Genomic DNA, 13885 nt, shown 5'->3' with positions numbered 1-13885 from the left:
CCCGCGGCCCGCGCACCGCCCCATCGCCTGCCGTTGTCACCGGTAGGCCGCTTCGATGCGCCATTTACCGCGGTAGCACAGCAGGATGAAGGCTTGTGGGCCCGTTGCGGTATCCACGGCGACCTGCATTCGGGCGTATCGACGATTATTTGCCCACCATCGCTCATCGACTGGCCATGGCCCCGCCCAGCCAGTGATCTCCCACTGATGTTGCCCCCAGTTGAAGGTCGCCGGTTCGGCGCTGAGCAGCGCCCGCCCAGTGACATGCACTGGGTTGCCTCCAGCGTCGAGCACGGTGGTCTGCGCGGCGGGGTGCGCCCGCGACGGGCCACTGGTCAGATTCAGCACCGCCGGCAGAGGCGCGGGTAGCGCGCCTGCCCATTCGGCATCGGGGTCGGGAATATTGTCCGGTTCCTCTCCCACTGGCACGAGCCGGATTTGTTCGGACAGGCTGCGCCCACCAGCGCGAATTGGACGGCGCACTGCTTCTGGCCCCAATAGTGACTGCACGCGCACTAGCACCCGCTGCGCCCGCTCTTCTGCCTCATCGGTCCTGCCCCACAGGCCAGGACGCACCGAACCAGCTGGGGCAGTTTCCACTGGGTCAATGGTCAGGCGGATAATGCCGTCGGCAGCATCCACATCAAAGTCCGCGGCAGCATCATGGTCCGCGCCGCTCGCGCCGCCCACTCCGCTCGCACCGGCCACCCCACTCGCGTCGGTCACTGCCCCCTGCGCGATACTGCGCGCACTGAGCCACCCATCGAGCTGCCAGCGCACTCGGTCAGCGGTGTCTTGCTCTCGCAGCGGCTCGGTGCACCGCCACACACGTTGCACTTCAGTGCCATCCGAAAATTCGGCCCGCACTGCCAGCCGCAGACAAGCCAACCCACTGCCCCGAAGCGCCTCATGCAGCTCAATTGCCAGCTGCCGCCCAAGAAACGCCGCTTCGTCAGTGCTCAGCAATGGTTCGTCGAGACGTCGGCTTACCGCCAGCGCAGTCGCCACCTCGCTTGGGGATACTCGCCGCTCCCCTTCACCTGCGGCTAGCTGATGCCACCGCAACCCAACATCCCCGAATCGGCTTGCCACATCCCGTCGCGGCAGCGCCACAAAGTCGGCTACCCGCCGCACTCCGAGCTGCCGCAGCGACTCAACAAAATCGGCTGGACAGCCCAATGCTGCTTCGGCCGCCAAGTCGGCAATGGGGAGCTGCGCGAGAAACTGCGCAGACTGCCCAGGCGGGACAAGTTGTGCCCGTCGCGCCGCCAGCACCGCGGTGACCAGCTCATCTGCCACACCAATGTGACAGTCAACCCCAGCTAGAGCTGCCGCATCCAGCAGCATCTCCAGCGCTGTATCTTCCGACCCGTGATAGTTTGTCGGACCGCCACCGTCGATGACGGCCAGCCCGGGCCGCATAATCTCAATGCTCGCCGCCACATCACCCATGGCCTGCACGACGGGTTCAAATTCTTGGGCGCTACGCTCCGGGTCGGCGTCACACAGTGTTAGTTCCGGACACGCCGCCTGGGCATGGCGCCTGCGCATTCCGCGGCGTACGCCAGCTGCGCGTGCTTCAGCGGTGCACGCCACCACCTTGTTGTGCTTAATGACGGCTACCGGCGTCCGTGGTGCCAGGCCTGCGGCCAAAATGGCGGCGCGCGCTGGCCAGTCGGGGAACCAGAGGGCTACAACGCGCATGCGGCTCACCTGGCCAACCGTAGTGGCACTGCTGCCGAAGCTGTCTCCACTGCTGAGGCAGGCACTGCTGCTGAAGCTGCCTCAGCTGTGTCCAGACTAGGACTCCACCGGGTGGTGGCCTGTAATCCAGATTTAGCCTGCAGCCGCACATCCCATTCCAGTTGCCGAATGCGCCCATGCCCCACTCCTAGGCCCGCGACCTGCGCTAACTCACTGTGGATCTGTAGTTGGATCGATGGCCAATATCCGTCAATAAGCAATAGGGCGGAGTTGTGGCTGCGTAACCGGGAATCAATCGGCCGGGCACGGGTCATGGTGGTGCGCGGGAGGTAGCCGGTGACAAGGTCAACGCCTTCAATCAGGACTGCGGCAATATCAAGGGGACTGTCACCGGCATCGGGGATGACGGCAATTCGGGTGAGGTCGCCGCCAAGGTCGGCAACTGTAGCCAGTGATAGTTCTGGTTCGTTAATGATGGCGACATGCTTGCCCTGACTGGTCACCGCTGCGATGAGCGCAGCTTGGACCATGCCGGGGCGGTCAATAGTGCTGACGCCGCCGATAGGCAGCCCGCCAGGCATACCCGAGGCAGTGAATAGCGCACGCAGGCCAGATGGCACCGGCAATGCCGTAGGGTCCGTGGGGGATTCCGCTGACACGGAAGCCACCGGCGAGGTGGGCGCCGAAGTGGCCGACGGCGAGGTAGCCGCCGAAGTGGGAGCTGAGGCAGCCGCTGGGAACTCGACGACATCGGTGCCCCAGCGACGCATCTTGGTGCGTAGCGCCGCAATACGTTCAGCCTTATCTAGCCCCGACAGTTCGGTAGCCAACTGCGTCGGCTGCGTAGCCGCAGTACTGTTCATGATTTCCCCCTTCCCCACTCGCTAGTGCCCGACCTGTGCCGTTACCTGTGCTGTTCTGCTGCGTAGTGTAGCTGCCTGAACTGACAACCAAACCCCACATTAGCGAACATATTTTCGAACATGCAAGTGGGCAGGAAAGGCTTGCTCAGAAAAGGTAAAACCGCCGCTCAGAGAGTTAATCTCCAAGCGGCGGCAACATGCAGCCCTATCGAAATAGTGCACTATCCGGGACTACCCCGCGGAAGGTGGTCTACTCCGCAACAACGTCCAACGCGACATCGAACTCCAGCAGCGACGCGCCAGTAGCAACTGGTTTACGCGGCTTTCCGCCCTCTTCCCCACGGCCATGCGCCTGACCGCCGCGGCTTTCCCGCCACGCGACATACGCCTCTTCAGTCTCCCACTCAGTGTAGACGAAGTAGCGCTTTTCACCGGCAGTTGGGCGCAGCAGCTGGAAACGGATAAAACCTGGGAAGTCTTGCACGGAACCAGAGTTCGCGACAAAGCGACGCTCCAGCTCTTCGCCGTGGCCTTCTGGAATTTCAATAGCGTTAATTTTGACGATGCTCATGACTGCAGGCTACTCCCATTCAATGGTTCCTGGTGGCTTGGACGTAACATCCAAAACGACTCGGTTAACTTCCGCCACCTCATTGGTGATGCGAGTGGAGATCTTCTCCAACACGTCAAATGGCACGCGGGTCCAGTCCGCGGTCATCGCATCCTCAGAAGTCACTGGACGCAGCACAATTGGGTGACCGTAGGTACGGCCATCACCCTGCACACCCACCGAGCGGACGTCCGCCAGCAGCACCACTGGGCACTGCCAGATGACATCGTCCAAGCCAGCTGCGGTCAGCTCAGTGCGCGCAATCAGGTCTGCCTGACGCAGAATCTCCAGGCGCTCCTCAGTGACTTCACCGATAATGCGGATACCCAAGCCTGGGCCTGGGAACGGCTGACGGTTCACAATCTCTTCCGGCAGCCCCAGCTCACGGCCAACCGCACGAACCTCATCCTTAAACAGAGCGCGCAGTGGCTCCACCAGCTCGAATTCCACGTCGTCTGGCAGGCCGCCGACGTTGTGGTGCGACTTAATATTCGCGGTACCTGAACCGCCACCGGATTCAACAACGTCTGGGTACAAGGTGCCCTGCACCAGGAAGTCCACGCTGGAGCCTTCCGGCGCATCGGACAGCACGCCGGCGACGGCACGCTCGAAGGAACGGATGAACTCCGCGCCAATCGCCTTACGCTTAGCCTCTGGCTCAGAGATGCCCGCCAGCTTATCCAGGAAAGCCTTGCGCTCATCGACGGTCACCAGCTTGGCGCCGGTCGCAGCCACAAAGTCCTTCTCCACCTGCTCACGCTCACCAGCGCGCAGCAAACCGTGGTCCACGAAGACGCAAGTCAGACGGTCGCCAATGGCGCGCTGCACCAAAGCAGCAGCCACAGCGGAGTCGATGCCACCGGACAGACCACAAATGGCGCGGCCTTCTGAGCCAATCTGCTCCCGCACAGCTTCAATCAGCTCTTCGGCAATATTCGCCGCAGTCCAGTTCTGCTCCAGACCAGCAAATTCCGTCAAAAAGCGCACCAGCACCTGCTGGCCAAACGGCGAGTGCAGCACCTCAGGGTGGTACTGCACGCCTGCCATCTTCAGGTCCTTGCACTCAAAGGCAGCAACCGGCGCGCCGTCAGTGCTGGCAGTGACCTCAAAGCCTTCTGGCGCTGCGGTCACCGAATCGGAGTGGCTCATCCACACCTGGTGGCCCTCATCCAGCCCCTGGTGCAGCTCGCCGCCCTTAACGGACATGCGAGTCCGGCCGTATTCCCGGGTCTTGGTCTGCGCCACGGTGCCACCGAGCGCATAGGTCATCGCCTGGAAGCCGTAGCAAATACCGAATACTGGTAGCCCCAGCTTCAACACTTCCGGATCCAGCGATGGCGCGCCCTCGGCATACACCGACGACGGACCGCCCGACAGGACCAGAGCAATTGGGTCCTTGGCACGGATTTCTTCCACGGTGGCGGTATGCGGAATCACCTCAGAATAGATGTTCGCTTCGCGCACCCGGCGCGCAATGAGCTGGGCATATTGCGCGCCAAAGTCAACTACAAGTACGGGACGATGAGCCTGTTCAGTCACAAGTCAAAATAATACCAGCCGCAGCAGCTAACTCCGCTTCCGCACCTTCGGCATCGGCAGCCGCAACGCACCCGACGCACCCTTCGGCACCATCGGCTGCTCCGGAGCTACCGGTGCCACCGACTCATAGCCTGCGCCCTGCTCCGGCCGGGCATCCGCCTGCCCCTTATTCGGCCACAGTGCCATCGCCCGTTCCGCAATTGCCGTAATCGACAGCGACGGATTCACCCCGGGGTTCGCAGGCATCGTCGACCCGTCCGTAATGTGCAGCGTCGGATAGCCCCACACCCGGTTATATGGGTCCACCACACCGCGCGCCGGACTCTCCGAAATCGGGGCGCCACCGATAAAGTGCGCGGTCAGCGGCACATTGAAAATCTCACCCCAGGTGCCGCCAGCAATGCCCCCAATCTTCTCAGCGGCCCGCGCATTGGCTTCATTGCCCGCCGGAATCCACGCCGGGTTCGGTTGCCCCTCCCCTTGCTTCGACGACAGCATCCGCAGCGGACCAATCTTTTTCAGGAAGGTGGTCAGCGAATTATCCGAATTCTGCATCACCAAGGCAATCACCGTACGCTGTGACCACTTCCGCAGATTCGCCAGCTGCAGAATCAAACTTGGCTGCTTCACCAGCGACTTCACCAGTTTCCACCAGCGTGGCCCGCCCGGACCGCCATCAGTTTGCAGCGTCTGCAGCACCGCAATGGCGTTCGAGCCGCGCCCGTAGCGCACCGGTTCAATATGGGTATGCGGCTCCGGGAAGAACGACGAGGTAATCGCCACACCTTCCGAGAAATCCCGCTTCGGATCGACCTTTGAGCGCATGGCGCCCAAAATTGCCTCTGAGTTGGTTCGGGTCAGGTAGCCCAGCCGTGGCGACATGCGCTCCAGGTGACCGTCATTAAGCTCCCTATGCAGCAGGCTCTGCGTACCCCACGACCCTGCGGCAACAATGACCTGCCCGGCGGTGAAGGTCCGTTTCGACTTGCCGAACCACCGGCCGGTGCGTTCTGTAATGACCTGCCAACTGCCGTCAGCTTGCGGCCGCAATCCGGTCACCGTGGTGCGTTCCAGGATTTGTGCCCCGCCTTTTTCCGCAAGGTACAGGTAGTTCTTCAGCAAGGTATTTTTTGCGTTGTGACGACACCCAGTCATGCATTCGCCGCATTCAATACATGCTGTCCGGTCCGGGCCTGCCCCGCCAAAGTATGGGTCGGCAACGGTATCGCCGGGGGCGCCCTCACCACCGGTTTTCGCGCCGAAGAACACACCAACTGGGGTGGGGCCAAAGGTGTCGGCCACGCCCATGTCCTCGGCGACGGACTTCATGACGACATCGGAAGGGGTCATCGTGGGGTTGGTGACGACGCCAAGCATGCGTTTTGCCTGGTCATAGTAGGGCGCCAACTCAGATTCCCAATCGGTGATATCTGCCCACTGCTTATCCTGGAAGAATGGGGACGGCGGCTGATACAGGGTGTTCGCGTAGTTAAGGGAACCGCCACCGACACCGGCGCCTGCCAAAATCATGACATCACGCAGCAGATGGATGCGCTGGATTCCGAATAGGCCGAGTTTCGGGGCCCACACGTACTTGTGCAGCCGCCAGCTGGTTTTCGCGAACTGTTCATCGGTGAATCGGCGCCCAGCTTCCAGAACACCGACGCGGTAGCCCTTCTCCGTTAGCCGGAGCGCGGCGACGGAACCGCCGAAACCAGAACCGATGACAAGAACGTCGTAATCATATGACAAGGCAGGCCTCCCGAAATGTGTGAAAGGCCTGCCGAGGGAACTGTTATGAGGTCAGACCTAACCGGTAATGCTCAAATTTACCTTCTGGAAAGACTTCACATTGGTGAAACCGCATTTTGCCATCGCACGCTTGAGACCACCGATGAGGTTTGCGGTACCAAACGCAGCCGACGACGGGCCATGCAGAATCTCTTCCAGCGACTGGACCTCTGCACCTTCAGCGTGCTCCTCCACCAGGGAGACAAACCCACGCGGGTACTTTGGGTGCGCAGCCGACGATGGCCAGAACCAGCCTTGACCAGGAGCTTCCTTCGCAGCAGCCAGCGGAGCTCCAAGGGCCACCGCGTCGGCGCCACATGCCAAAGCGCGGGCAATATCGCCAGCAGTGTCGATTTCACCATCCGCGATGACATGGACATAGCGGCCACCGGTCTCATCCAGGTGCTCACGGCGGGCAGCAACCACATCAGCAATCGCGGTAGCCATACCGACCTCAATGCCGTAGGTTTCCTGCATTGCGGTGGAACCAGAACCCACGATGACGCCCACGGCGCCGGCCCGCATCAAGTGCAGTGCAGTGTGGTAATCCAACACGCCGCCGACAATGACAGGCACATCCACGCTGCGGATAAACGCGCCCATATCCAGCGGCTCACCGGAAGGCTGAACGTAGTCAGCCGACACCAACGTGCCCTGGATAATGAGCAGCTCCACGCCGGCCTTCACCAAAATTGGGGTCAGCTCGGCTGCCCGCTGCGGGGAGACCCGCACTGCAGTGGTGGCGCCGGATTCGCGGATCTGGCTGACGCGTTCGGCCAGCAGCTCCGGCACAATTGGTGCCTTATGCAGTTCCTGCAACACCGCATTGGCGTGGGAAGAAGGGTAATTCAGCACATCATCTTCAGCGGCGGCGACCACACGGGCCAAGGCCTCCTCTGGGTCAGCGTGCCGTGCCCACAGGCCTTCGCCGTTGAGGACGGCTAGGCCGCCCTGCTTGGAGAATTCGATAGCCATATCCGGCGACACAATTGCGTCGGTCGGGTGGGTCAGAACTGGTGCATCAAATGAATAGGCGTCGATCTTCCACGTAAGGTCGACGTCCCGGGAGCTTCGGGCTCGGCGGGCAGGCACAATTCCGATGCTGGACAGCGGCCAGGTGCGGCGAGCCGACCGGCCGGTTCCGAACTCAATCATTTCACGCATGCAGATTCCTCTTCTTAACGCTAGGTCTAACGCTGATTCTTAACGCTGGTAGTAGTTCGGTGCTTCCACCGTCATGGTGATGTCATGTGGGTGGGATTCGCGCAGACCAGCGCCGGTGATCTGCACAAACTGGGCGTTGTGCATATCTTCCACGGTGTGCGAACCGGTGTAGCCCATCGCAGCACGCAAGCCGCCGACCATCTGGTGAATAACCGCATCCAGTGGGCCACGGAATGGAATCCGGCCCTCAATGCCTTCCGGAACCAGCTTCTCTTCAGACTTCACATCCGCCTGGAAGTAACGGTCCTTCGAGTAGGAGCGCTTCTCGCCGGTCAGGCCGCGGCCCTGCATCGCGCCGAGGGAACCCATGCCGCGGTACATCTTGTACTGCTTACCGTTGATTATGGTGATTTCACCTGGGGACTCCGCGGTACCAGCCAGCATGGAGCCGAGCATCACGGTGGATGCACCAGCGGCCAGTGCCTTGGCGATATCGCCGGAGTACTGCATGCCACCGTCCGCGATAATCGGCACGCCAGCCTTACGCGCTGGAACAGCAGCTTCCATAATTGCGGTGATCTGCGGTGCACCCACACCAGCGACCACACGGGTGGTGCAGATGGAGCCTGGGCCAATACCAACCTTGATGCCGTCCGCACCAGCGTCAATCATTGCCTGAGCTGCAGCGCGGGTGGCGAGGTTACCGCCGATGACGTCAATACGGTCACCAAACTCCTTCTTCACCCGAGAAACCATCTCCAGCACCGCGTTGTTGTGCGCGTGCGCAGTGTCAACGACCAAGACGTCAACCCCTGCGTCAACAAGCGAACCTGCCCGGTCCCACGAATCCGGGCCGGTACCAATGCCGGCACCAACCAACAGGCGGCCGTTGGAATCCTTCGCCGAATCTGGGAACTGGTTCTGCTTCGCGAAGTCCTTCACAGTGATGAGGCCAGTGAGGCGGCCCTCACCATCGATGATTGGCAGCTTTTCAATCTTGTGGGTGCGCAGCAGGTTCAGCGCAGTGTCCGCAGTGACACCCTGCTGGGCGGTGTGCAGCGGCATTGGGGTCATGACTTCGGAAACAGGACGGTTCATGTCCGATTCGAAGCGCATGTCACGGTTAGTGCAAATACCGATCAACTTGCCGTCTTCATCGACCACTGGCAGGCCGGAGATGCGGTACTTGGCGCATTTTGCGTCGACTTCACCGATGGTGTCGGTTGGCGAGCAGGTCACTGGGTCGGTGACCATACCTGCCTCGGAACGCTTCACAATTTCCACGTTGGATGCCTGGTCCTCCACCGACAGGTTGCGGTGCAGAATACCCATGCCGCCCTGACGAGCCATGGCAATGGCCATCTGGGCTTCGGTGACGGTGTCCATTGCTGCGGACAGCACCGGAATATTCAGGCGAATATTGCGGGTGACCTGCGTGGAGGTGTCGACGCCGGAAGGGATGACATCCGACGCGGCTGGCAACAGCAACACATCGTCAAAAGTAAGACCGATTAGCGGGACCTTATTTGGGTCGTCACCGCCGACGCTGATTCCAGCTGGGTTTGTCATAGTAAGTGCGCTCCTACTGGCTCTAGGGGGTTTGCTTCATGGTACCCCCAAAGCGCAAACTGCCAGAAACCGACTCGACAGAGGCAATCGGCTACGGTGGTTGCTGTGAGTGCCAACCATTTTGACGACCGAATGCCACCCGACCCGTTCAACGGCAAATACGACGCTGTGCCGGGGTCGGAAGACAATTTCGGTGTCGAATTCGACTTCGACGAGATGCAGCCTGTGGCGTTAACTGCCCAGGAACGCGCCGAGATTGAACATGACCTAGCTGTGCTGCGGGAAGCGCGCGCCACGCTAGGCGCCCAAGGTGAACGCGGCGTGGTTGTGCATTGCGACGATTGCAATGCGCCCCACTTCTTCGATTGGGACTTGCTCGAAGAGCACATGATGGGGCTATTGGCTGGGCGGCCGATGCCGCCACATGAACCAATCTTTGAGCCCGAAGAAGAGCGCTACGTCTCCTGGGACTACTGCGTCGGGTTTGTGCATGGCCGACGCAGCCGTCGCTGGTTCGGGCGTTAACTAACGAGTAGTGCTGTGTAGCTGCGACGATGGCCGACTGTTGGTGTAGTTCTCGTCTGCACCGTCTTCTTCAGGGGTAGCAGGCGCAGAGTAGGTCGGCTTCGACGTCGTTGTGGTCGGTGCTGGCCGCGGCTCAGCTGGCTCCGGCCGTGGCTCCAACCGCAGGTCTGGCTGACGCGTGGTCGGTGCCTCGGAAGTAGGACGGCGCTGCGTTGTGGTTTCCGTTTCGGTAACCGTAGTGGTTTCCGTGACGGTCACAGTCGCCGTTTCCGACGAAGTCTCCGCAGGAGCGGCTTCCTTCTCTTTCGACTTCCTTGCAGTGGTACGTTCCGGCGAAGTGGCCGACGGTTCATTAATGAGGGACTCGGAGTCCTTCAACTGACCTTCCCACTCCGAACGCTGCTGCTTATTCAGCTTCTCCAGCAACGCATGCGCTTGCGCTAATAGTTCCTGCGCTGCGTCTGCGTCGCCATCCTTCGAAGCCTGCTCGGCTTGCTGCAGAGTGCTGGCCAATTCGACGACATCGCGGTCGGACTCATTAGAGCCGAAAATTGCTTGGTTAGCAGACCACAGCGCATCGCCCGGCTTGGCGGCGTGAATCACTGAGCCGGAGCCAAGGATGAGAGCGGAGGCGGCAGCCGCACCGAAGAACCCAGAAGCCCACGCTGGCATGCGGCGCTTGCGACGCGCAGCCAGTTCGTCATGGGAGCCAGAACCTGCGGTCGCAAAAATTGCGCTGACATCAGGTGCAGCTGGGATATCCTGACACACGTCGTTTCGCAGTTGTGCCAGCATTGTCGTTAGTTCATCGTTGCTGCCGCTACCCTGCGACAGCTGGGTCAATAGCTCATCAGTCCGCGCGAGTTCGTCATCGGACAAGTGGAAAACATTGTGGTCGTCTCCGATTTCACGGTTCATTTGGCTCACCTCCTGTAGTTCAGATCTGGTTCGGTTATCTGGTTGATTGTGGGCATTGTCACGGTGAAGGCTGCGCTGTCGAGATCATTGTTCAGCAAGAAGCTTTCGAAGTTTTTCTAGAGCTCGGTGCTGCGCCACCCGTACTGCACCGGCGTTGCTTCCCACAATTTCTGCGGTTTCATCTGCGGAAAGACCAACCAGCACACGTAAGATGACGATCTCGCGCGCCTTATCACTTAGTTCATCGAGCAGCTGCATCATTCTGTTACTACTGTCGATCTGCAAAGTTCGCTCTTCGGGAGTAACGCCCTGGTCGACTGACTCTGGAATCTCATCAACGGGATTCGTGCGGTCTCGGCCGCGAGCACGGTGGGCGTCAGCGACCTTGTGGGAAGCGATCCCGTAGACGAAAGCCATGAAGGGTTTGCCGCGGTTGACATAGCGGCTAATCGAGGTTGCGACAGCAAGGCTGACTTCTTGGGCGACGTCGTCCGCAGTCACGTGTTGCACTGAGCCAATTCGAGCGCGGCAGTACCGAACAACGAAAGGATGAATGAGCCCCACCAGCTGTTGTAGCGCCGCGCGGTCGCCCCGCTGTGCAGCTGGCACCAGCGGCGCTAGTTGCACCTCGATTTCATCCATATCCTCTAGGGTATCCTACGCCTTGCCTTCACATGAGCAACCCACAAGCGCACCTTTCCAAATGTTCACCAATCGTTAAGAATGGCACATCCATGCAGGTAGGCGGCCGCATTTAACCCAATAAAACTCTAAGGTAACTTGTTTGCAGCATACACTTTACCTTTCGTTCATAAACTAATCCCACACTTACTCCTTGTGAGCAAACGGAGCGACCGCTCTGAATGTCAAACACGTTGAGGAGAAACGCTAATGCCGCAACCACGCCAGCTTCCGGGTCCAAATGCCGATGTATGGGATTGGCAACTCGCAGGATCTTGCCGCGGAGCTGACTCGTCGGTCTTTTTCCACCCAGATGGCGAACGGGGCCGCGCACGCGCTCAGCGCGAAGCTCGTGCCAAGGCCATCTGCCGTGAATGCCCTGTTCTCACCCAGTGCCGCCGTCACGCGCTGTCTGTCGGCGAGCCGTACGGCATCTGGGGCGGCATGAGTGAATCCGAGCGCGACGCCATCTTGCGCCCACGCTCCCGCCGCCGCATCGTCGTTTAGCAACACCAAAGCCCATTGCCTCTGAACAGAAGCAATGGGCTTAACTTTTGGCCACGGTTAGCGGCTAGCCACTTTTAGTGATGGTGGTGGTGGCCGTGGTCAGCAGCAGGTGCTGGTGGTTCCGGCTTATCGACAACCGAAGCTTCGGTCGTCAGGACCATCCGTGCCACCGATGCAGCGTTCACCACTGCCGAGTGCGTCACCTTCACTGGGTCAATGACACCAGATTCCAGCAAGTTGCCGTACTCCAGGGTGGCAGCGTTGTAGCCAAAGCCGTTGTCCATCTCGGCGGTCTTCGCAACAACCACTGCGCCGTCAACGCCAGCGTTTTCTGCAATCCAGAAGCATGGGCGGGTCAGTGCGCGAGCCAGCGCACGCACACCGACAGCTTCGTCAGCAGCCAGGGTCGCAGCCAGTTCTTCCAGCTGAGTGGAGATCTGAACCAGCACGGAGCCACCGCCGGCAATGATGCCTTCCTGAGCTGCAGCGCGCGCTGCATTCACGGCATCTTCAACGCGCAGTTTGCGCTCGTTGAGTTCGGTTTCGGTGGCTGCACCAACGCGAACCACTGCAACACCGCCGGAGAGCTTCGCTAGGCGCTCTTCCATCTTTTCGCGGTCCCAGTTGGAGTCAGTTGCGTCGATTTCGCGGCGCAGCTGCTGGCGACGTGCCTCAATGTCCTCAGAGGTACCGGCACCATCAACGATGACGGTTTCATCCTTGGTCACGGTGATGCGACGTGCGCGGCCCAAGTCGGACATCTTGGTATCCTTCAGCGCCATGCCCGCATCCGCGGAAATCACGGTGCCGGCGGTCACGACAGCGAGGTCTTCCAGGAATTCCTTGCGACGGTCACCGAAGTAAGGGGCCTTGACTGCGCAGACCTTCAGGGTCTTCCGCATGGCGTTGATGACCAGCGCGGACAGCGCTTCGCCTTCGATGTCTTCAGCGATGATGAGGGTCTGCTTGCCAGATTCTGCGATCAGTTCCAGCACTGGCAGCAGGTCAGGCAGCGACGAGATCTTGTCGCGCACCAGAAGCACCAATGCGTCATCAAGCACTGCCTGCTGAGCGTCGGCGTCGGTGATGAAGTATGGCGACAGGTAGCCCTTATTAAAGGACACACCTTCGGTCACGGAGACTTCAGTTTCCAGGCCCTGGGATTCTTCCACAGAGACCACGCCGTCCTTGCCCACCTTGTCCATAGCTTCGGCGACCATCTGGCCAACTTCAGCGTCACGAGAGGACACGGTCGCCACAGCGGCGATTTCTTCGGAGGAAGAAACTTCGGTCGCAGCCGCCTTCAGCAGCTCGACAACCTTTTCCGCACCAACGGCAATGCCGCGGTTCAGGGCGATTGGGTTCGCACCTGCGGTGACGTTGCGCAGACCTTCGTGCACCAAGGCCTGTGCCAGCAGGGTTGCGGTGGTGGTGCCGTCACCAGCGATGTCGTTGGTCTTGGTCGCGACGGACTTGACCAGCTGAGCACCCACGTTTTCGAATGGGTCCTCTACGTCGATGTCGCGGGCGATGGTCACACCATCGTTGGTGACCAGTGGGCCACCGAATGCCTTGTCCAAGACCACGTTGCGGCCACGTGGACCGAGGGTGACCTTGACGGCGTCAGCGAGGGTGTCGACACCGCGCTGCAGCCCCTTGCGGGCCTCTTCGTTAAAAGCAATGAGCTTCGACATATGTCAAGCCCCGCTTACTTTTCGATGACGGCCAGGACGTCACGCTGGGAGAGGATCAGGTATTCCTCGCCCTGGTACTTGATTTCGGTGCCGCCGTACTTGGAGAAGATGACTACGTCGCCTTCCTTGACGTCCATTGGGATGCGGTCGCCATCTTCGTCGAAGCGGCCAGCGCCCACGGCGATGACGGTTGCTTCCTGTGGCTTTTCCTGTGCGGATTCTGGCAGAACAATGCCAGACGCGGTGGTGGTTTCAGCCTTGTTGATCTGAACCAGGATCTTGTCTTCAAGCGGCTTGATGTTGACGTTCGCCACGATAAA

Annotated in this window: 13 protein-coding genes; 2 read left to right on the top strand and 11 right to left on the bottom strand. The window is 60.4% G+C overall.

Annotated features, from left to right (window positions below; all coding sequences use genetic code 11):
• Positions 1 to 36: 36 nt before the first annotated feature.
• From A3EC_RS0101410 to guaB, 7 genes are all read right to left on the bottom strand, one after another.
• Positions 37 to 1704, bottom strand: a complete 1668-nt coding sequence (locus A3EC_RS0101410) for a DNA polymerase Y family protein (RefSeq protein WP_026162066.1) — start codon at positions 1702 to 1704, stop codon at positions 37 to 39.
• A 5-nt stretch (positions 1705 to 1709) separates the two neighbouring features.
• Entirely contained in the window at positions 1710 to 2567 is an 858-nt protein-coding gene (locus A3EC_RS12300) for a P-loop NTPase family protein (RefSeq protein WP_018023371.1), read from the bottom strand.
• A gap of 250 nt (positions 2568 to 2817) precedes the next feature.
• On the bottom strand, positions 2818 to 3138 hold the full coding sequence (locus A3EC_RS0101400; protein WP_018023370.1) for an antibiotic biosynthesis monooxygenase family protein: 321 nt from the start codon (positions 3136 to 3138) through the stop codon (positions 2818 to 2820).
• Between the two features lie 9 nt (positions 3139 to 3147).
• On the bottom strand, positions 3148 to 4716 hold the full coding sequence (gene guaA / locus A3EC_RS0101395) for a glutamine-hydrolyzing GMP synthase (protein WP_018023369.1): 1569 nt from the start codon (positions 4714 to 4716) through the stop codon (positions 3148 to 3150).
• 27 nt (positions 4717 to 4743) lie between these two features.
• Positions 4744 to 6468, bottom strand: coding sequence for an FAD-dependent oxidoreductase (locus tag A3EC_RS0101390; protein WP_018023368.1), 1725 nt, complete (start codon positions 6466 to 6468; stop codon positions 4744 to 4746).
• Between the two features lie 57 nt (positions 6469 to 6525).
• A complete protein-coding gene (locus tag A3EC_RS0101385) occupies positions 6526 to 7671 on the bottom strand; it encodes a GuaB3 family IMP dehydrogenase-related protein (RefSeq protein WP_018023367.1) in 1146 nt (381 codons plus the stop codon).
• Between the two features lie 39 nt (positions 7672 to 7710).
• A complete protein-coding gene (gene guaB / locus A3EC_RS0101380) occupies positions 7711 to 9240 on the bottom strand; it encodes an IMP dehydrogenase (protein ID WP_018023366.1) in 1530 nt (509 codons plus the stop codon).
• Between the two features lie 105 nt (positions 9241 to 9345).
• Here guaB and A3EC_RS10915 point away from each other — a divergent pair, with 105 nt between their 5' ends.
• A complete protein-coding gene (locus A3EC_RS10915) occupies positions 9346 to 9765 on the top strand; it encodes a DUF5319 family protein (RefSeq protein WP_156812794.1) in 420 nt (139 codons plus the stop codon).
• Here A3EC_RS10915 and A3EC_RS12295 read toward each other — a convergent pair whose 3' ends face one another.
• The gene (locus A3EC_RS12295) at positions 9766 to 10683 is read right to left on the bottom strand and encodes a hypothetical protein (protein ID WP_018023364.1); all 918 of its coding nucleotides are present in this window, start codon (positions 10681 to 10683) and stop codon (positions 9766 to 9768) included.
• Between the two features lie 84 nt (positions 10684 to 10767).
• On the bottom strand, positions 10768 to 11325 hold the full coding sequence (locus tag A3EC_RS0101365) for a sigma-70 family RNA polymerase sigma factor (protein WP_018023363.1): 558 nt from the start codon (positions 11323 to 11325) through the stop codon (positions 10768 to 10770).
• Between the two features lie 249 nt (positions 11326 to 11574).
• Between A3EC_RS0101365 and A3EC_RS0101360 the strand changes: the two genes are divergently transcribed.
• Positions 11575 to 11871 (top strand): WhiB family transcriptional regulator, encoded by a 297-nt coding sequence (locus tag A3EC_RS0101360; RefSeq protein WP_026162065.1) that lies wholly within the window; start codon positions 11575 to 11577, stop codon positions 11869 to 11871.
• Between the two features lie 74 nt (positions 11872 to 11945).
• On the opposite strand, the gene groL is transcribed toward A3EC_RS0101360, so the two are convergent.
• Both groL and groES read right to left on the bottom strand, forming a co-directional pair.
• On the bottom strand, positions 11946 to 13565 hold the full coding sequence (groL, locus tag A3EC_RS0101355; RefSeq protein ID WP_018023361.1) for a chaperonin GroEL: 1620 nt from the start codon (positions 13563 to 13565) through the stop codon (positions 11946 to 11948).
• A gap of 14 nt (positions 13566 to 13579) precedes the next feature.
• Positions 13580 to 13879 carry a co-chaperone GroES gene (gene groES / locus A3EC_RS0101350; protein ID WP_018023360.1) on the bottom strand — a complete coding sequence of 100 codons (300 nt, stop codon included), beginning with the start codon at positions 13877 to 13879 and terminating at the stop codon, positions 13580 to 13582.
• Positions 13880 to 13885 lie beyond the last annotated feature (6 nt).

It is taken from the genome of Corynebacterium ulceribovis DSM 45146 (assembly GCF_000372445.1).
In the GTDB taxonomy this organism is placed as follows: domain Bacteria; phylum Actinomycetota; class Actinomycetes; order Mycobacteriales; family Mycobacteriaceae; genus Corynebacterium; species Corynebacterium ulceribovis.
The sequence above is the reverse complement of the archived record's forward strand: the minus strand, read 5'-3'. Positions and strand labels throughout refer to the sequence as shown.